Annotated in this window: 9 protein-coding genes, 6 tRNA genes and 5 rRNA genes; all 20 read left to right on the forward strand. The window is 37.9% G+C overall.

All coding sequences use genetic code 11. The annotated features are described in order from the left end of the window. Positions 1-2: 2 nt before the first annotated feature. Positions 3-78: transfer RNA gene (locus O0R46_RS00740), tRNA-Ala, on the forward strand. Between the two features lie 145 nt (positions 79-223). After that, positions 224-3,122 (forward strand): 23S ribosomal RNA (locus tag O0R46_RS00745). A 59-nt stretch (positions 3,123-3,181) separates the two neighbouring features. After that, positions 3,182-3,298, forward strand: a 5S ribosomal RNA gene (rrf, locus tag O0R46_RS00750). 6 nt (positions 3,299-3,304) lie between these two features. After that, positions 3,305-3,391 (forward strand) — tRNA-Leu (locus O0R46_RS00755). 50 nt (positions 3,392-3,441) lie between these two features. Beyond that, positions 3,442-3,518: transfer RNA gene (locus O0R46_RS00760), tRNA-Ile, on the forward strand. A 16-nt stretch (positions 3,519-3,534) separates the two neighbouring features. After that, positions 3,535-3,610: transfer RNA gene (locus O0R46_RS00765), tRNA-Trp, on the forward strand. Positions 3,611-3,632: 22 nt separating this feature from the next. Then, positions 3,633-3,709 (forward strand) — tRNA-Ile (locus O0R46_RS00770). An 8-nt stretch (positions 3,710-3,717) separates the two neighbouring features. Further along, positions 3,718-3,793: transfer RNA gene (locus O0R46_RS00775), tRNA-Phe, on the forward strand. Positions 3,794-3,965: 172 nt separating this feature from the next. Beyond that, positions 3,966-5,480: ribosomal RNA gene (locus O0R46_RS00780) — 16S ribosomal RNA — on the forward strand. A 355-nt stretch (positions 5,481-5,835) separates the two neighbouring features. Next, positions 5,836-8,734 (forward strand): 23S ribosomal RNA (locus tag O0R46_RS00785). A 59-nt stretch (positions 8,735-8,793) separates the two neighbouring features. Then, a 5S ribosomal RNA gene (rrf, locus tag O0R46_RS00790) occupies positions 8,794-8,910 on the forward strand. Together the 16S, 23S and 5S rRNA genes with 6 tRNA genes alongside form the textbook arrangement of a ribosomal RNA operon. Before the next feature lie 153 nt (positions 8,911-9,063). Next, positions 9,064-9,924, forward strand: a complete 861-nt coding sequence (locus O0R46_RS00795; RefSeq protein WP_269311709.1) for a DegV family protein — start codon at positions 9,064-9,066, stop codon at positions 9,922-9,924. Positions 9,925-10,180: 256 nt separating this feature from the next. Next, the gene (locus O0R46_RS00800; RefSeq protein WP_269311710.1) at positions 10,181-11,686 is read left to right on the forward strand and encodes an aminotransferase class I/II-fold pyridoxal phosphate-dependent enzyme; all 1,506 of its coding nucleotides are present in this window, start codon (positions 10,181-10,183) and stop codon (positions 11,684-11,686) included. A gap of 105 nt (positions 11,687-11,791) precedes the next feature. Beyond that, the gene (locus tag O0R46_RS00805; protein WP_269311711.1) at positions 11,792-12,490 is read left to right on the forward strand and encodes a dTMP kinase; all 699 of its coding nucleotides are present in this window, start codon (positions 11,792-11,794) and stop codon (positions 12,488-12,490) included. Between the two features lie 25 nt (positions 12,491-12,515). After that, a complete protein-coding gene (locus O0R46_RS00810) occupies positions 12,516-13,460 on the forward strand; it encodes a DNA polymerase III subunit (protein ID WP_269311712.1) in 945 nt (314 codons plus the stop codon). Beyond that, positions 13,454-14,356: a PSP1 domain-containing protein gene (locus tag O0R46_RS00815; RefSeq protein ID WP_269311713.1), complete on the forward strand. Its 903-nt coding sequence runs from the start codon at positions 13,454-13,456 to the stop codon at positions 14,354-14,356. Before O0R46_RS00810 ends, O0R46_RS00815 begins: the two co-directional genes overlap by 7 nt. A gap of 8 nt (positions 14,357-14,364) precedes the next feature. Next, positions 14,365-15,123: a tRNA1(Val) (adenine(37)-N6)-methyltransferase gene (locus O0R46_RS00820; protein WP_331275601.1), complete on the forward strand. Its 759-nt coding sequence runs from the start codon at positions 14,365-14,367 to the stop codon at positions 15,121-15,123. Positions 15,124-15,125: 2 nt separating this feature from the next. After that, positions 15,126-15,962: a 16S rRNA (cytidine(1402)-2'-O)-methyltransferase gene (gene rsmI, locus O0R46_RS00825; protein ID WP_269311714.1), complete on the forward strand. Its 837-nt coding sequence runs from the start codon at positions 15,126-15,128 to the stop codon at positions 15,960-15,962. Between the two features lie 369 nt (positions 15,963-16,331). After that, a complete protein-coding gene (locus O0R46_RS00830; protein ID WP_269311715.1) occupies positions 16,332-17,768 on the forward strand; it encodes a nicotinate phosphoribosyltransferase in 1,437 nt (478 codons plus the stop codon). A gap of 59 nt (positions 17,769-17,827) precedes the next feature. After that, entirely contained in the window at positions 17,828-18,256 is a 429-nt protein-coding gene (locus O0R46_RS00835; RefSeq protein WP_269312513.1) for an Lrp/AsnC family transcriptional regulator, read from the forward strand. Positions 18,257-18,343: the final 87 nt, after the last annotated feature.

Raw genomic sequence — 18,343 nt, forward strand, 5'->3', positions numbered from 1 at the left:
ATGGGGGTGTAGCTCAGTTGGGAGAGCACTTGCCTTGCAAGCAAGGGGTCAGGAGTTCGACTCTCCTCATCTCCACCATTTGTACCTTGAAAACTGAATATATTGTGATATACAATGACATCTAATAAAATGATAGTAATCTATCCAAGAGAAAACTTGTAAAAACACCAATTATTCTTAACAAGACGTAAGTCTTAAATTTAGAAAAATCTCAATAATAACTGGTCAAGTTATTAAGGGTGTAGGGCGGATGCCTTGGCACTAGGAGCCGATGAAAGACGTGATAAGCTGCGATAAGCTTTGGGGAGTGGCACATACACTTTGATCCAAAGATTTCTGAATGAGGAAACTCACTTGAAGTAATGTTCAAGTATCCCTAGATGAATACATAGTCTATGGAGGGGAACTCAGGGAACTGAAACATCTAAGTACCTGAAGGAAGAGAAAGAAATTCGATTCCGTAAGTAGCGGCGAGCGAACGCGGAAGAGCCCAAACCAAGTTAGTTTACTAATTTGGGGTTGCGGACATGTCACAAAGGAGAGGTATTGTGAGTAGAACAGTTCTGGAAAGTTCGACCACAGAGGGTAATAGTCCCGTAAACAAAGCAAGAAGACTCCGACATGATCCAGAGTACCACGAGACACGTGAAACCTTGTGGGAAGCAGGTGGGACCATCCACCAAGGCTAAATACTACCTAGTGACCGATAGTGAATAGTACCGTGAGGGAAAGGTGAAAAGAACCCCGGGAGGGGAGTGAAATAGAACCTGAAACCCTACACTTACAATCTGTGGGAGCGCATTATTCGCGTGACCGCGTACTTTTTGTAGAACGGGCCAACGAGTTACGTTATGTGGCAAGGTTAAGCACTTCAGGTGTGTAGCCGTAGCGAAAGCGAGTCTTAACTGGGCGAATTAGTTACATGACGTAGACCCGAAACCGGGCGACCTACCCATGAGCAGGATGAAACGAAAGTAAAATTTCGCGGAGGTCCGAACCCACGTACGTTGAAAAGTGCGGGGATGACTTGTGGGTAGCGGTGAAATTCCAATCGAGCTCGGAGATAGCTGGTTCTCCTCGAAATAGCTTTAGGGCTAGCCTTGAATGTAGAGATGTGGAGGTAGAGCACTGAATGTCCTAGGGGGTATTGCACTTACCGAAGACTATCAAACTCCGAATGCCATAATCTTTTATTCAGGAGTCAGACTGTGGGTGATAAGGTTCATAGTCGAAAGGGAAAGAGCCCAGACCGTCAGCTAAGGTCCCAAAATGTATGTTAAGTGGTAAAGGATGTGGGATTGCATAGACAACCAGGATGTTGGCTTAGAAGCAGCCATTCATTTAAAGAGTGCGTAATAGCTCACTGGTCGAGTGATCCTGCGCCGAAGATTTCCGGGGCTAAAACATACTACCGAAGCTACGGCATCAAATATGATGGGTAGAGGAGCTTCCCATGCAGGATGAAGCAGTACCGTAAGGAGCTGTGGACAGTATGGGAGAGAGAATGTTGGCATGAGTAGCGAGATGAGGGTGAGAATCCCTCAGGCCGTAAACCCAAGGTTTCCAGGGGAAGGTTCGTCCTCCCTGGGTTAGTCGGGACCTAAGCTCAGGCCGAAAGGCGTAGGCGATGGATAACAGGTTGATATTCCTGTACTACCGATAATCGTTTGAGAGATGGGATGACACAGTAGGATAAGCTGAGCACACTGTTGGTTATGTGTGTCTAAGTATTGAGGCAGATCAAATAGGCAAATCCGTTTGATTAATGCTAGGATACGAATGGGAGCGAAACTAAGTAGCGAAGCAGCTGATTTCACACTGTCGAGAAAAGTCTCTATCGAGATTAAAGGTACCCGTACCGCAAACCGACACAGGTGGGTGAGGAGAGTATCCTAAGGCCAGCGAGAGAACTGTTGTTAAGGAACTCGGCAAAATGACCCCGTAACTTAGGGATAAGGGGTGCCCCAGAAATGGGGCCGCAGAGAATTGGCCCAAGCGACTGTTTACCAAAAACATAGGTTTCTGCTAAGTCGCAAGACGATGTATAGGAGCTGACGCCTGCCCGGTGCTGGAAGGTTAAGGGGATCTGTTAGAGCAATCGAAGCAGTGATCTTAAGCCCCAGTAAACGGCGGCCGTAACTATAACGGTCCTAAGGTAGCGAAATTCCTTGTCGGGTAAGTTCCGACCCGCACGAAAGGCGTAACGATTTGGGCACTGTCTCAACAACAGACTCGGTGAAATTGTAATCCCGGTGAAGATGCCGGGTACCTGCGACAGGACGGAAAGACCCCATGGAGCTTTACTGTAGCTTGACATTGGGTTTCGATACTACATGTACAGGATAGGTGGGAGACTATGAAATCAGGGCGTCAGTTTTGATGGAGTCAGCCTTGGGATACCACCCTTGTAGTATTGGGACTCTAACCATAGGCCATGAATCTGGTCTTGGGACACTGTCTGGTGGGCAGTTTGACTGGGGCGGTCGCCTCCCAAAAGGTAACGGAGGCGCTCAAAGGTTCCCTCAGTACGGTCGGAAATCGTACGAAGAGTGTAAAGGCAAAAGGGAGCTTGATTGCAAGACATACAGGTCGAGCAAGGTAGAAATACGGACTTAGTGATCCGGTGGTTCTGAATGGAAGGGCCATCGCTCAACGGATAAAAGCTACCCTGGGGATAACAGGCTTATCTCCCCCAAGAGTCCACATCGACGGGGAGGTTTGGCACCTCGATGTCGGCTCATCACATCCTGGGGCTGTAGTTGGTCCCAAGGGTTGGGCTGTTCGCCCATTAAAGTGGTACGCGAGCTGGGTTCAGAACGTCGTGAGACAGTTCGGTCCCTATCCGTCGCAGGCGTAGGAAATTTGAGAAGATCTGTCCTTAGTACGAGAGGACCGGGATGGACATACCTCTGGTGTACCAGTTGTTCTGCCAAGGGCATAGCTGGGTAGCTATGTATGGAAAGGATAAGCGCTGAAAGCATCTAAGCGCGAAGCCAACTTCAAGATAAGATTTCCCACCGCAAGGTTAAGATCCCAGGAAGACTACCTGGTTGATAGGTCAGAGGTGTAAGTGCAGCAATGTATGTAGCTTACTGATACTAATAGATCGAGGACTTGACCAAAAAAGATGACATAATACATAATATATTCAGTTTTGAAGGTACAAACTTTCAATTAAATATGTGGTTATTACAGCAAAGAGGATACACCTGTTCCCATACCGAACACAGAAGTTAAGCTCTTTAGCGCTGAAGGTACTTGGTGGGAAGCTGCCTGGGAGAATAGGACGTAGCCACGTATAAGTGCCGAAGTGGCGGAACTGGCAGACGCACAGGACTTAAAATCCTGCGAAACTTATACTTTCGTACCGGTTCGATTCCGGTCTTCGGCATTATATAAATATAGATTATTAAGAACTTTACAAAAGTGATACCAGCATGTGGACCATTAGCTCAGTTGGTTAGAGCGCCCGGCTCATAACCGGTAGGTCCGGGGTTCGAGTCCCTGATGGTCCACCATTTTATATGATACCATAGGGGTGTAGCTCAGTTGGTAGAGCGTCGGTCTCCAAAACCGTGCGCCGGGGGTTCGAGTCCCTCTACCCCTGCCATTTAATGTGAAGATTTATAGATGGGCCTATAGCTCAGGTGGTTAGAGCGCACGCCTGATAAGCGTGAGGTCGCTGGTTCGAGTCCAGCTAGGCCCACCAATTTATATGCCTAGATAGCTCAGTCGGTAGAGCAGGGGACTGAAAATCCCCGTGTCGGTGGTTCGATTCCGCCTCTAGGCACCATAGTAATGGAATGAACTTTGAAAATTGAACAGCAGGTTAATTCAATAAGCTTTAAATAGCAAATTGATTAATCGTTTAAACTTGATAAGACAATAGTTTTTCAAGATTTAAACCACAAACAAACCAAGCCAGATATTTTAGAGATAACAATAGTCTGAGCACAGAACAAATTTTTTATGAGAGTTTGATCCTGGCTCAGGATGAACGCTGGCGGCGTGCCTAACACATGCAAGTCGAGCGCGACTTATTGATGCTTGCATCTTTAAGTTGAGCGGCGGACGGGTGAGTAACGCGTGGGTAACCTGCCCTATACACATGGATAACATACTGAAAAGTTTACTAATACATGATAATGTACATTTATGGCATCGTAGATGTATCAAAGTGTTAGCGGTATAGGATGGACCCGCGTCTGATTAGCTAGTTGGTGAGATAACAGCCCACCAAGGCAACGATCAGTAGCCGACCTGAGAGGGTGATCGGCCACATTGGAACTGAGACACGGTCCAAACTCCTACGGGAGGCAGCAGTGGGGAATATTGCACAATGGGCGAAAGCCTGATGCAGCAACGCCGCGTGAACGATGAAGGTCTTCGGATCGTAAAGTTCTGTTGCAGGGGAAGATAATGACGGTACCCTGTGAGGAAGCCCCGGCTAACTACGTGCCAGCAGCCGCGGTAATACGTAGGGGGCTAGCGTTATCCGGATTTACTGGGCGTAAAGGGTGCGTAGGTGGTCTTTCAAGTCAGTGGTTAAAGCCTACGGCTCAACCGTAGTCAGCCTCTGAAACTGGAAGACTTGAGTGCAGGAGAGGAAAGTGGAATTCCCAGTGTAGCGGTGAAATGCGTAGATATTGGGAGGAACACCAGTAGCGAAGGCGGCTTTCTGGACTGCAACTGACACTGAGGCACGAAAGCGTGGGTAGCAAACAGGATTAGATACCCTGGTAGTCCACGCCGTAAACGATGAGTACTAGGTGTCGGGGGTTACCCCCCTCGGTGCCGCAGCTAACGCATTAAGTACTCCGCCTGGGGAGTACGCACGCAAGTGTGAAACTCAAAGGAATTGACGGGGACCCGCACAAGTAGCGGAGCATGTGGTTTAATTCGAAGCAACGCGAAGAACCTTACCTAAGCTTGACATCCTTTAGACCGGTGTTTAATCACACCTTCCCTTCGGGGCTAAAGTGACAGGTGGTGCATGGTTGTCGTCAGCTCGTGTCGTGAGATGTTGGGTTAAGTCCCGCAACGAGCGCAACCCTTGTCTTTAGTTGCCAGCATTTAGTTGGGCACTCTAGAGAGACTGCCAGGGATAACCTGGAGGAAGGTGGGGATGACGTCAAATCATCATGCCCCTTATGCTTAGGGCTACACACGTGCTACAATGGGTGGTACAGAGGGTTGCCAAACCGTGAGGTGGAGCTAATCCCTTAAAGCCATTCTCAGTTCGGATTGTAGGCTGAAACTCGCCTACATGAAGCTGGAGTTACTAGTAATCGCAGATCAGAATGCTGCGGTGAATGCGTTCCCGGGTCTTGTACACACCGCCCGTCACACCATGGGAGTCGGAAACACCCGAAGCCGATTATCCAACCGTAAGGAGGAAATCGTCGAAGGTGGAGTCGATAACTGGGGTGAAGTCGTAACAAGGTAGCCGTATCGGAAGGTGCGGCTGGATCACCTCCTTTCTAAGGAGAATTACCTGCTGTTCAATTTTGAAGGTTCATTTAACATGAAAACTTCAAATAAAAATACTTTCAATAAGTATCATAAAGCTCGTGAAATATTTTTGACATAATTTAAGAGACGCACTTAAAAAATAGGATGGAACATACAATTAGTATGTGACTGAGTATTTTATAAGGAGTATCTTAAAGAATACAAAAAGATAAACGAGTATTGTACCTTGAAAACTGAATATATTGTGATATACAATGACATCTAATAAAATGATAGTAATCTATCCAAGAGAAAACTTGTAAAAACACCAATTATTCTTAACAAGACGTAAGTCTTAAATTTAGAAAAATCTCAATAATAACTGGTCAAGTTATTAAGGGTGTAGGGCGGATGCCTTGGCACTAGGAGCCGATGAAAGACGTGATAAGCTGCGATAAGCTTTGGGGAGTGGCACATACACTTTGATCCAAAGATTTCTGAATGAGGAAACTCACTTGAAGTAATGTTCAAGTATCCCTAGATGAATACATAGTCTATGGAGGGGAACTCAGGGAACTGAAACATCTAAGTACCTGAAGGAAGAGAAAGAAATTCGATTCCGTAAGTAGCGGCGAGCGAACGCGGAAGAGCCCAAACCAAGTTAGTTTACTAATTTGGGGTTGCGGACATGTCACAAAGGAGAGGTATTGTGAGTAGAACAGTTCTGGAAAGTTCGACCACAGAGGGTAATAGTCCCGTAAACAAAGCAAGAAGACTCCGACATGATCCAGAGTACCACGAGACACGTGAAACCTTGTGGGAAGCAGGTGGGACCATCCACCAAGGCTAAATACTACCTAGTGACCGATAGTGAATAGTACCGTGAGGGAAAGGTGAAAAGAACCCCGGGAGGGGAGTGAAATAGAACCTGAAACCCTACACTTACAATCTGTGGGAGCGCATTATTCGCGTGACCGCGTACTTTTTGTAGAACGGGCCAACGAGTTACGTTATGTGGCAAGGTTAAGCACTTCAGGTGTGTAGCCGTAGCGAAAGCGAGTCTTAACTGGGCGAATTAGTTACATGACGTAGACCCGAAACCGGGCGACCTACCCATGAGCAGGATGAAACGAAAGTAAAATTTCGCGGAGGTCCGAACCCACGTACGTTGAAAAGTGCGGGGATGACTTGTGGGTAGCGGTGAAATTCCAATCGAGCTCGGAGATAGCTGGTTCTCCTCGAAATAGCTTTAGGGCTAGCCTTGAATGTAGAGATGTGGAGGTAGAGCACTGAATGTCCTAGGGGGTATTGCACTTACCGAAGACTATCAAACTCCGAATGCCATAATCTTTTATTCAGGAGTCAGACTGTGGGTGATAAGGTTCATAGTCGAAAGGGAAAGAGCCCAGACCGTCAGCTAAGGTCCCAAAATGTATGTTAAGTGGTAAAGGATGTGGGATTGCATAGACAACCAGGATGTTGGCTTAGAAGCAGCCATTCATTTAAAGAGTGCGTAATAGCTCACTGGTCGAGTGATCCTGCGCCGAAGATTTCCGGGGCTAAAACATACTACCGAAGCTACGGCATCAAATATGATGGGTAGAGGAGCTTCCCATGCAGGATGAAGCAGTACCGTAAGGAGCTGTGGACAGTATGGGAGAGAGAATGTTGGCATGAGTAGCGAGATGAGGGTGAGAATCCCTCAGGCCGTAAACCCAAGGTTTCCAGGGGAAGGTTCGTCCTCCCTGGGTTAGTCGGGACCTAAGCTCAGGCCGAAAGGCGTAGGCGATGGATAACAGGTTGATATTCCTGTACTACCGATAATCGTTTGAGAGATGGGATGACACAGTAGGATAAGCTGAGCACACTGTTGGTTATGTGTGTCTAAGTATTGAGGCAGATCAAATAGGCAAATCCGTTTGATTAATGCTAGGATACGAATGGGAGCGAAACTAAGTAGCGAAGCAGCTGATTTCACACTGTCGAGAAAAGTCTCTATCGAGATTAAAGGTACCCGTACCGCAAACCGACACAGGTGGGTGAGGAGAGTATCCTAAGGCCAGCGAGAGAACTGTTGTTAAGGAACTCGGCAAAATGACCCCGTAACTTAGGGATAAGGGGTGCCCCAGAAATGGGGCCGCAGAGAATTGGCCCAAGCGACTGTTTACCAAAAACATAGGTTTCTGCTAAGTCGCAAGACGATGTATAGGAGCTGACGCCTGCCCGGTGCTGGAAGGTTAAGGGGATCTGTTAGAGCAATCGAAGCAGTGATCTTAAGCCCCAGTAAACGGCGGCCGTAACTATAACGGTCCTAAGGTAGCGAAATTCCTTGTCGGGTAAGTTCCGACCCGCACGAAAGGCGTAACGATTTGGGCACTGTCTCAACAACAGACTCGGTGAAATTGTAATCCCGGTGAAGATGCCGGGTACCTGCGACAGGACGGAAAGACCCCATGGAGCTTTACTGTAGCTTGACATTGGGTTTCGATACTACATGTACAGGATAGGTGGGAGACTATGAAATCAGGGCGTCAGTTTTGATGGAGTCAGCCTTGGGATACCACCCTTGTAGTATTGGGACTCTAACCATAGGCCATGAATCTGGTCTTGGGACACTGTCTGGTGGGCAGTTTGACTGGGGCGGTCGCCTCCCAAAAGGTAACGGAGGCGCTCAAAGGTTCCCTCAGTACGGTCGGAAATCGTACGAAGAGTGTAAAGGCAAAAGGGAGCTTGATTGCAAGACATACAGGTCGAGCAAGGTAGAAATACGGACTTAGTGATCCGGTGGTTCTGAATGGAAGGGCCATCGCTCAACGGATAAAAGCTACCCTGGGGATAACAGGCTTATCTCCCCCAAGAGTCCACATCGACGGGGAGGTTTGGCACCTCGATGTCGGCTCATCACATCCTGGGGCTGTAGTTGGTCCCAAGGGTTGGGCTGTTCGCCCATTAAAGTGGTACGCGAGCTGGGTTCAGAACGTCGTGAGACAGTTCGGTCCCTATCCGTCGCAGGCGTAGGAAATTTGAGAAGATCTGTCCTTAGTACGAGAGGACCGGGATGGACATACCTCTGGTGTACCAGTTGTTCTGCCAAGGGCATAGCTGGGTAGCTATGTATGGAAAGGATAAGCGCTGAAAGCATCTAAGCGCGAAGCCAACTTCAAGATAAGATTTCCCACCGCAAGGTTAAGATCCCAGGAAGACTACCTGGTTGATAGGTCAGAGGTGTAAGTGCAGCAATGTATGTAGCTTACTGATACTAATAGATCGAGGACTTGACCAAAAAAGATGACATAATACATAATATATTCAGTTTTGAAGGTACAAACTTTCAATTAAATATGTGGTTATTACAGCAAAGAGGATACACCTGTTCCCATACCGAACACAGAAGTTAAGCTCTTTAGCGCTGAAGGTACTTGGTGGGAAGCTGTCTGGGAGAATAGGACATAGCCACGTTAAAAAGACTCTAGATTTTATCTAGAGTCTTTTATATTTAATATTTAAATATATTTTTCATTTTTATCTTATTTTTACAATTTAAAAGCAATATAAAATATAAAGATTGAATAACCAGATAAACTAGTATATAATACTATGTGAGGTGATTTAATGAATTATAAGACGGCTATTATTGTAGACACTGGAACGGATATATCTTTAAATATGGCTAAAGAATATGGTATTGAATTAATACCATTGACAATAAGATATACAGACAGAGAATATAAGGATATGTTAGAAATAGAGGCAAAAGAAGTTTATGATAACTTTGAAAATGAAATACCTAAGACGAGTTTACCTTCAATAGGAGAGGTAATAGAAATTTTAGAAAATTTACATAAAAAAGGATATGAAGAATTTATTATAATTACAATATCTTCTGGTTTAAGCGGAACTTATCAAGTTTGTTATAATGCACTTAAGGAATTAGCCTACAAAGGAGAAGTTATTGATACTAAAAGGATAGGGCTTATGTCTGGATGTTTTGGTGTTTTTGCATCTAAACTTAGAAGCAAAGGTTATAGGTATGAAGAAATCTGTGATATTGTAAAAAACAATTTAGATAATTGTTATGGATACTATACATTAGAAAATTTAAAATATCTTATTAAAGGTGGGAGAATTGGCCATGTAGATGGTGCTCTAGCTAATTTATTAAATATTAAACCAGTAATATCTTGTAATGATGAAGGTGTTTATTATACAGTTAAAAAGGCTAGGGGACGTAAAAATTCTATCAAAGAAATTTCTAAGTTGATAAAAGAAAAAATTTCAGATGATCCATATTGGATTATGTTATGTGAAGGAAACAGTCCAGAGGGGATAAATTATTTAAAATCAGAACTTAAAGAAGAATTGAAAAAGGCTGAATTCACAGTTACAAATCAAATAACAGCAACGTTAGGAGTTCATACAGGACCAGGCTTAGTGTCTGGAATATTATTTAAACCCCAATATAATTCAAAATAAAAAATATAAAGAAGTATTGAATATATTCTTTGCCAAATGAGGTTAGTTAAGAATCAAAAGGAATAGGTTCTATAATATTTAATGTTGATAGAAATATTTTGTTTTCGTTTAATTACGATTATGAATTTTATCAAGAACAATGTTAAATAGTATAGAGCCTTTATTTTTTATAAAGTTAGTTTTATATTGAATAATACTAGTATTAGAAAGAGTAACTTATTTAAATATGTTATAATATAGTTGGAGGTAGAGCATAATGAAAAAATATATATATGATAAATTAAATGAAATTCACAGTAAAAAAATGACATCTTTTCATATGCCAGGCCATAATAATGCAAAGCTTTTTGATGAACTAGGTTACACAGATTTGATGCACAATATTTATAAATTAGACACTACTGAAATAATAGGTACTGATAATCTACATAGCCCAAAAGAAATAATAGATAAATCTCAGAAACAGGCATTAAAAATATTGTTTAATGATTTGGATTGCGTTGATAATTATGAGCTTTCATATTTAGTGAACGGTAGTACTTCTGGCATTGAAGCAGCTATAATGTACTCATGTAAAAATAAAGATAAGATAATAATAAATAGAAATTGCCATCAGTCCGCATACAATGCATGTATTATGGCAAATCTAGAGCCTATATTTGTAATGGATATTATAAATAAAAGGAATTCTATACTTGAAGGAAGCGATATTAATGCTTATTTACAAGCTATAGATAATAATCCAGATGCAAAAGCGGTCTTCATTACTAGACCAACGTATTATGGTAATGTATTTAATTTAGAGGCTATTATAAAAAAAGCTCATTCTAAAGGTATGATTGTAATTGTAGATGAAGCACATGGAGCGCATTTGAACTTATCCAGTCAGTTGCCAAAATCGGCCTTATATTTAGGTGCGGATATAGTAGTACAGAGTTTGCATAAATCCTTGCCTACCTTTACCCAAACTTCTATAATGGTGGTTGATTGCAAGAGAATAAATATTAATAGGATGAGAGTATTTTTATCCATGACTCAAAGTTCTAGTCCTTCATATATATTGATGATGAGTATAGAAATAGGATTGGAAATTTATGAAAAAAATGGTAAAGCACTTATGGAAGAGCTACTGGTAAATATAGATGAATTTAGAAAAAAACAAAATAAATATAAGATAACTCTTGGAGATGATAGAACAAAATTATTTATAAATACTATTGATAAAGGCATAAATGGGTATGATTTTGCAAAACTTTTAAGGTATGAATATAATATACAAGTGGAATTAGCAAATTATTATGGCATTTTACTTTTATGTACCATTGGAAACAATGAAGAAGATTTCAATAAACTAGATGATTCTATAAATGACATTGCTAAGAGAAAATTATATGGTCCAGAGGAAAAAAATTTTGTATACTTTCACTCAATGGACGATGATATATCTGATAAGCCAATCAGGCCAATTTATATGAGTAAATCTATAGAGTTAAATCTACCTAATGAGATTCCTTTATCTGTTTTAAGACCAAAGCAGGCAATGGATTTAGATAGAGAGTCTATAGAAATACATAAATCACTAGATAGATTATGTGCAGACTTTATAATTCCATATCCACCAGGTGTATGTTTAATAGGACCTGGCGAAAAGATAAATAAAGAGATTATAGACTTCATTAAAAATTCTCAAGAATTGAAAATAGATATAAATGGAATAGAAAGTAAAGATTTTAAATATATTAGTGTTATAAAAGATATATAATATAAATTAGAGATTCGTTGGAATAAATTATTAATTAATTTAAAAATTTAATAGTAATTTTTTGTTATGAGTCAATCAATATTAAATAAAATGTGTGGAGGAATTATGAAAGGGAGCATTTTTGTTATAGAAAGTGGTACAGACGGTTCAGGAAAGGCGACCCAAACAGAACTATTATACAATAGGTTGAAAGAAGAAGGATATAAAGTAATGAAAGTAGAATATCCTAATTACAAATCTGATTCTTCAGCTCTTGTAAAAATGTATTTAGATGGTAAGTTTGGAAAAAAAGCGGATGATGTAGATGGGTATATAGCTTCTACATTTTATGCGGCAGATAGATATGCTTCTTATAAGATAGAATGGGAAGACTTTTATCTTGATGGAGGGATTATACTAGCAGATAGATATACAACTTCAAATATGGTTCATCAAGCTTCTAAAATAGATAGCAAAGAAGATAAGGATATGTTTCTAAATTGGCTATATAATTACGAATATGGTCTATATAAACTTCCTCAGCCAAGCCAAGTATTTTTTTTAGATGTACCTGTAGAAATGACAGAAAGACTGATGAAAGATAGAAAAAATAAAATTACAAACGAATCGAAAAAAGATATACATGAAAGTGATATTGAATATTTAAAAAAGACATATAGTAATTCTAAATATGTTGCAGAAAAATACAACTGGAGTATTATAGAATGTATGGAAATAGTCGATGACGATATAAAAATGAAATCTATAGAAGATATACACAATGAAATTTATAGTAAAATAAAGAAACAAATAAATACTAAATAAAAATATTGAATACATAGGAGATAAAATGTTTGAAAATATATATGGTCATGAGTTTGCAAAAAACATATTATTTAAATCTATAAAAAATGGTCAATTAACTAATGCATATGTATTTACTGGACCTGAAGGAGTTGGAAAGGCAAAACTTGCAAGAGAATTTTCTAAGGAAATAATGGGAGTTAGACTTGATAATACTTCCGATTTTATTGAAATAAATCCTAAAAAAGATGAGTCGACAATAAAGATAGAAGCTATAAGATCAATAAATAATAGTATAAATATAAAACCATATGGAAAGTATAAAATTTATTTAATTAATGATGCAGATAAAATGACAGTTCAAGCACAGAATGCTTTATTAAAAACTTTAGAAGAACCCAGTAGCTATGGTATAATAATACTTATAACTAAAAATAAAGATTTGTTATTAGAAACAATACTTTCTAGATGTATAGAATTAAAATTTTCGCCACTATCTGATGATAGTATAAAGCATATACTCACAGATAATGGCTATAGTGAAGAAAGTATTAGTGTGGCAAGTATTTTTTCGAGAGGAAATGCTAGTCTTGCACTTGAGATAGCAAATAGTAGCAGTTTAGTTGAAATAAGGGAAGAAGTGGAAAATTTTATAGAAGAACTTTTAAAAAGAGAAGGCTATTATGAAATAACTCGTTTTTCGGAAAATATAAAAAAATATAGTATGCAAATAAATAGTGTGATTGAAATATTTGAATTATATATAAGAGATGCAATATTAATTAAATCAAATGCAGATAAAAATTTAATCGCAAATAAATATAGATATGAATTTTTGAATAAATTAGCAAGTGCATTGAGTGTATATCAGATGGGGCAGATAATAGATATATTAGAAGATAGTAAAAAGAAATTAGCTTCTAATTGTAATTTCAATACATGTATGCAGACTATGTCATTAAATATATACGAGGTGGTGAATATATGGTAAATATAGTAGGAATAAGATTTAAAGCTGCGGGAAAAATATATTATTTTGATCCGCTTGATATAGAATTAAAAATAGGAGATGACGTGATAGTAGAAACATCTCGAGGTCTCGAATATGGTATGGTTGTTATAGAGACTAGATCAGTGAAAGAAGATGATATTGTAAGTCCTTTAAAGCCTATTATTAGGCTGGCAACTAATGAAGATAGCAAAATATATCAAGAAAATAAAGTAAAGACAAAAGAGGCTACGGCTGTTTGCCAAGAAAAGATAAAATTGCATGATCTAGATATGTTTTTGATAGATTGTGAATATACGTTTGATAGAAACAAGCTAATTTTTTACTTTACAGCAGAAGGAAGAATTGACTTTAGAGAGCTAGTCAAAGACTTAGCTGCAATATTCAAGACTAGAATAGAGCTTAGACAGATTGGTGTAAGAGATGAAGCTAAAATACTAAATGGCATTGGACCTTGTGGAAGAGGTTTATGTTGCTCAAATTGGATAGGTGAATTTATGCCTGTATCAATAAAAATGGCAAAAGACCAAGGATTATCTTTAAATCCAGCAAAAATTTCAGGGGTATGTGGCAGATTATTCTGCTGTCTAAAATATGAGTCTCAGGGATATGCAGAAGCTATCAAGAAAATGCCTGCTCAGGGATGGATAGTAAAAGATTTATATGATAATAGAAAAGCAAAAGTAGTAGAAGCAAATTATTTGCTAGAAACTATTAAGGTAGAATATGAAGATAATAAAGAGTTTGGTGTATTATCAGAAGGTGATTACAAGGTAGTAAAGGCCTTTAAGAAAGATAATATCAAGACAAATCCTATAGCAGATGAAACATTAGATGCAGAAGCTTTAGCAGAATTAAAGAGATTAGAACAGGAATAAGAAATTATATGGAAAATATAGATAAGTATCTAAAAGAAAATGAAAGAATAGATGACTTACAATTTAATGAATTAAAGATAATACAAAATCCCAATGGATTTTGTTTTGGTATAGATGCTGTATTATTAGCTAATTTTGTGAAAGTAAAACAAAAACATAAGATGGTTGATCTTGGAACAGGAACAGGTATAATACCGATTTTAGTATCTGGGAAAAGTAGAGTATCTGAAATTATTGGAGTAGAAATACAGGATGAAGTAGCTGATATGGCAAAAAGATCTGTTGAGCTCAATCGTTTACAAGATAGAATTAAAATTGAGAATATAGATATGAGACAAATATGTTCGATTATTGGTAAAAATTCTTATGATGTGGTTACATCTAATCCACCATATATGCACTCAAATGGAATGATTAATCCAAACGATAAAAAAGCTATTTCTAGGCATGGTATAATGTGTGATTTAGAAGATGTTATAAAGATAGCAGCAGATTTATTAAAGCCAAATGGAAAATTTTTTATGGTGAATAGAAGTCAAAGACTAGTTGATATAATAGATTTTGGTAGAAAGTATAAGTTGGAAGCCAAGGTTATGAGATTTATTCATTCAAAAGTAGGAAAGTCTCCTAAGCTAGTACTGGTAGAGTTTGTAAAATATGCTAAGCCAGAGCTTAAGATACTGAATCCCTTATATGTGTATAAAGAGGATGGAACATATACTGAAGAATTATTAAGTATTTATGCAAATCAAAGTGTGGAGGTATAAGGATGAAAGGTAAATTATTTATATGCCCAACACCTATAGGTAATCTAGAAGATATATCTTACAGAACTCTGAGGGTATTAAAAGAAGTAGATTTAATAGCGGCAGAGGATACTAGACATACTATAAAACTATTGAATCACTTTGATATATCAAAGCCACTAATTAGCTATCACGAGCATAATAAAATAACGAAAGGATCAGCTATAATATCAAAGCTTGAAGAGGGAACTAATATAGCTCTTGTAAGCGATGCAGGTATGCCAGGCATTTCAGATCCAGGAGCCGATATGGTTAGTTTGTGTATTGAAAATTCAATTAAAGTGGAGGTTTTACCTGGTCCATCAGCATTTGTTGTCGCATTGGTAGGATCTGGTTTAGATACTAATAAGTTTGTTTTTGAAGGTTTTTTAGATAGGGATAAAAAGAAAAAGAAAGATCGTTTGGAGAAGATAAAAAATGAGGAGAGAACACTCATAGTTTATGAATCACCACATAGACTAAAAGAGACTCTTAAACTAATGTTTGATATTTTGGGAGAGAGAAGAATATCTTTGTGTAGAGAACTTACCAAAAAATATGAGGATTATCATAGGACAAATATAAGTCAGGCTATAAACTTTTATAATGAAAATGATCCTAGAGGGGAATATATATTGGTATTAGAAGGTAATTCAAATCCGATTGACGAAGATTTAAACAATTATTCTGAACTTAGTGATCGAGATTATGTAATTAAGTTAATTGAGCAAGGACAAAGTAAAAAAGATGCCATAAAAATGGTCAGTAGAGAAAGGAAAGTTAAAAAAGATATAATTTATAAACAGGTATTAGATTTATAAATTACCAAATTTAATATAAATAAAAAATTAAATCATATAAAAAGATTAGAGAATTTAATAAAAAGTATATAATGCAAATGAGAATGTTTTATTTTGTTTAACCTACATTTCTTGTTTGCATTTTCTTATAAAGAAAAAACTCTTAAAATTAGGTTTTAAACTCATGATTACAAGTATAGTAATTAAAATAGGAATACATTTTCAAAGATAAAATACTATATATATAATGTGTATAAGTAAAAAAATCAATATATTTTTAAATTAAATGGAATTTTATTAATAAATATGTTAAAATAAAGGTAACTTATACAAACTTTAAAAACTAAAGTTAGATTAGGTGGCTATTGTCGGAAATATAAGGAGATAAAAATGAAAACAAATTTAACAATGTTGACTGACTTATATCAGTTGACAATGATGAATGGATACTTCAAGAAAGGTATACACGAAGATATAGCGGTATTTGATGTTTTTTTCAGGAAAAACGTTTGCGAAGGCGGTTATACAATTGTATGTGGTATGGAAGAAGTAGTTCATTATGTGCAAAATTTGGCTTTTAATGATCATGATATTGAATATCTAAAAGGTTTAGGCTTGTTTGATGATGAATTTTTAGAATTTTTAAGAAAGTTTAAATTTACTGGTGATATATATGCAGTTGAAGATGGAACTGTCATGTATCCTGGTGAACCAATTTTAATAGTAAAAGCACCATTGTACCAAGCTCAGCTAGTAGAAACAGCCATATTATCAATAGTAAACTTTATGACTTTAATAGCGACTAAGGCTTCAAGAGTATGTTATGCTGCTAATGGAGACCCAGTCTTAGAGTTTGGTCTTCGTAGAGCACAAGGACCAGAAGCGGGTTTATATGGAGCAAAAGCAGCTATAATAGGTGGATGTGTTGGTACATCAAATGTATTGACGGGAAAAATGTTTAATGTTCCAATTTCAGGTACACATGCCCATAGTTGGGTGCAAAAATTTGATACAGAACTAGATGCTTTTAGAGCATATGCAGATACCTATCCAGAGACATGCTTGCTTTTAATTGATACATATAATGTTTTAGACAGTGGTATAAAAAATGCGATTACTGTATTTAAAGAGTTAAGAGAAAAGGGCTATGAACCACTAGGTGTAAGGCTTGACTCAGGAGACTTGACTTACCTGTCAAAAGAAGTAAGAAAACGCCTAGACGAAGCGGGATTCCCAGATGCGAAAATAACAGCATCAAATGATTTGGATGAATATACAATTACTTCTTTAAAACAGGAAGGGGCGGTAATAGATTCATGGGGTGTTGGAACTAAATTAATAACATCTTATGATTATCCTTCATTAGGTGGTGTTTATAAGCTTTGCGCAACAACAAACAAAGAAGGTATACTTGAGCCTAAGATTAAAATATCTGAAAATCCAGAAAAAATTAATAATCCAGGATTTAAAAAGGTTGTGAGAATATACAATAGTTTTGGTAAATCAGAAGCGGATTTAATAATGCTTTCAGATGAAGAGATAGATACTAGTAAACCACTAGAAATTTTTGATCCAATTTACACATGGAAAACAAAAACTTATGAAAATTATAAGGTAAAGGAGATGTTATCTCCATTATTCTTAAAGGGTATATGTGTAAGAGAAAAGAAGACAGTGGAAGAAGTAAAAGATCATACACGCAATGAACTCGCCTGTATATGGAATCAATACAAGAGAATAAAGAATCCCCATATTTACAAGGTGGACCTGTCACAAAAATTATGGGATTTGAAACAAAATATGATTGCTCAGAAAAAGAAATTTTAGTATATAAATATAAGTTTTAGTGGGGTGACAAAATGACGAGAAAACCATATGAAGAAAGAATGGATGTAACAGATGCAAAAATAATAGAAATACTACAGGATAGTGGAAGAATTTCTATGAAAGATTTAGGTATAGCAGTAGGTTTAACTTCTCCAGCTGTATCTGAAAGAGTAAAAAGATTAGAAGAAGCTGGTATAATATCAGGATATAAGGCAATAATAAATCCAGATTCTATGGGCAGAGTAATAAAGGCATTTATAAATGTATCTCTTCCAGGATCAGCTTATGAAAAATTCTTAGAAAAGGTAAAAAATGATCCAAGAATAGTTGAATGTCATCATATAACAGGAGACGATAGTTCATTAATAAAGGTAATAGTTGAAAATATGGATGAACTTGAAGATGTAATAGATGGTTTAAAAGACTTTGGTAGAACAAAGACTTCAGTTATACTATCAACTCCAATTCAGGCAAAATCAATTTTATAAGTATATAAAAATGCACTCAGTAAATTAACTTGGGTGCATTTTTCTATCTAGATTGACTTTTAATTATATATATAATAAAATGAAAAT

The organism is Peptostreptococcus equinus (genome assembly GCF_027125355.1).
Classification (GTDB): domain Bacteria; phylum Bacillota; class Clostridia; order Peptostreptococcales; family Peptostreptococcaceae; genus Peptostreptococcus; species Peptostreptococcus equinus.

Excerpts from the sequence above, each read along its gene's own strand:
- O0R46_RS00810 (WP_269311712.1), top strand. The coding sequence starts at position 12,516 with ATGTTTGAAAATATATATGGTCATGAGTTTGCAAAAAACATATTATTT.
- O0R46_RS00820 (WP_331275601.1), top strand. The coding sequence starts at position 14,365 with ATGGAAAATATAGATAAGTATCTAAAAGAAAATGAAAGAATAGATGAC.
- rsmI (WP_269311714.1), top strand. The coding sequence starts at position 15,126 with ATGAAAGGTAAATTATTTATATGCCCAACACCTATAGGTAATCTAGAA.
- O0R46_RS00805 (WP_269311711.1), top strand. The coding sequence starts at position 11,792 with ATGAAAGGGAGCATTTTTGTTATAGAAAGTGGTACAGACGGTTCAGGA.
- O0R46_RS00835 (WP_269312513.1), top strand. The coding sequence starts at position 17,828 with ATGGATGTAACAGATGCAAAAATAATAGAAATACTACAGGATAGTGGA.
- O0R46_RS00795 (WP_269311709.1), top strand. The coding sequence starts at position 9,064 with ATGAATTATAAGACGGCTATTATTGTAGACACTGGAACGGATATATCT.
- O0R46_RS00800 (WP_269311710.1), top strand. The coding sequence starts at position 10,181 with ATGAAAAAATATATATATGATAAATTAAATGAAATTCACAGTAAAAAA.
- O0R46_RS00815 (WP_269311713.1), top strand. The coding sequence starts at position 13,454 with ATGGTAAATATAGTAGGAATAAGATTTAAAGCTGCGGGAAAAATATAT.
- O0R46_RS00830 (WP_269311715.1), top strand. The coding sequence starts at position 16,332 with ATGAAAACAAATTTAACAATGTTGACTGACTTATATCAGTTGACAATG.